Source organism: Undibacterium sp. Tian12W, assembly GCF_049339405.1.
GTDB lineage: Bacteria > Pseudomonadota > Gammaproteobacteria > Burkholderiales > Burkholderiaceae_D > Undibacterium.
This window is the reverse complement of the sequence record NZ_JBMPPK010000076.1, coordinates 1-385: the sequence shown is the minus strand read 5'-3', so window position 1 is coordinate 385 and position 385 is coordinate 1. Positions and strand designations below refer to the sequence as shown.

General features: G+C 51.2%; 1 protein-coding gene. It reads right to left on the bottom strand.

Features of this window, described 5'->3' with window-relative positions:
* The coding region (locus ACO0LI_RS30670; RefSeq protein ID WP_423037714.1) for an IS3 family transposase at window positions 1-385 on the bottom strand (385 nt) is incomplete at both ends.

Below are 385 nucleotides of genomic sequence, written 5' to 3'. Positions count from 1 at the left end.
GTTACCCATTTCTGATGCATGCCATCCGCGTCAAATTGCCGTTCCAGCACGTTGGGGGCGGTGTGTCCCACGTTACCTCTGTAAGACCGGTATTTCTTTGGCCGCACCAATGATTTCAGGCCGAGCTCGCTCATCAGCCGTTGCACGGTCTTATGGTTGACCTTCACTCCTTGTTGCTGGATAGCCAGAGTCACGCGCCGGTAACCATAACGGCCCTGATGGCGCGTAAAAATGGTACCGATTCGTTTCTTGAGTCCCTGGTACTTATCCTCTGCCTGCAAAACTTTCTGTTGATAATAGAAAGTACTCCGGGCCAGACCAGCTAGTTTGAGCAGATCTGTCAGAGGGAAGTGTTGCCTTAGTTCGATGACTACTTGCGCTTTTT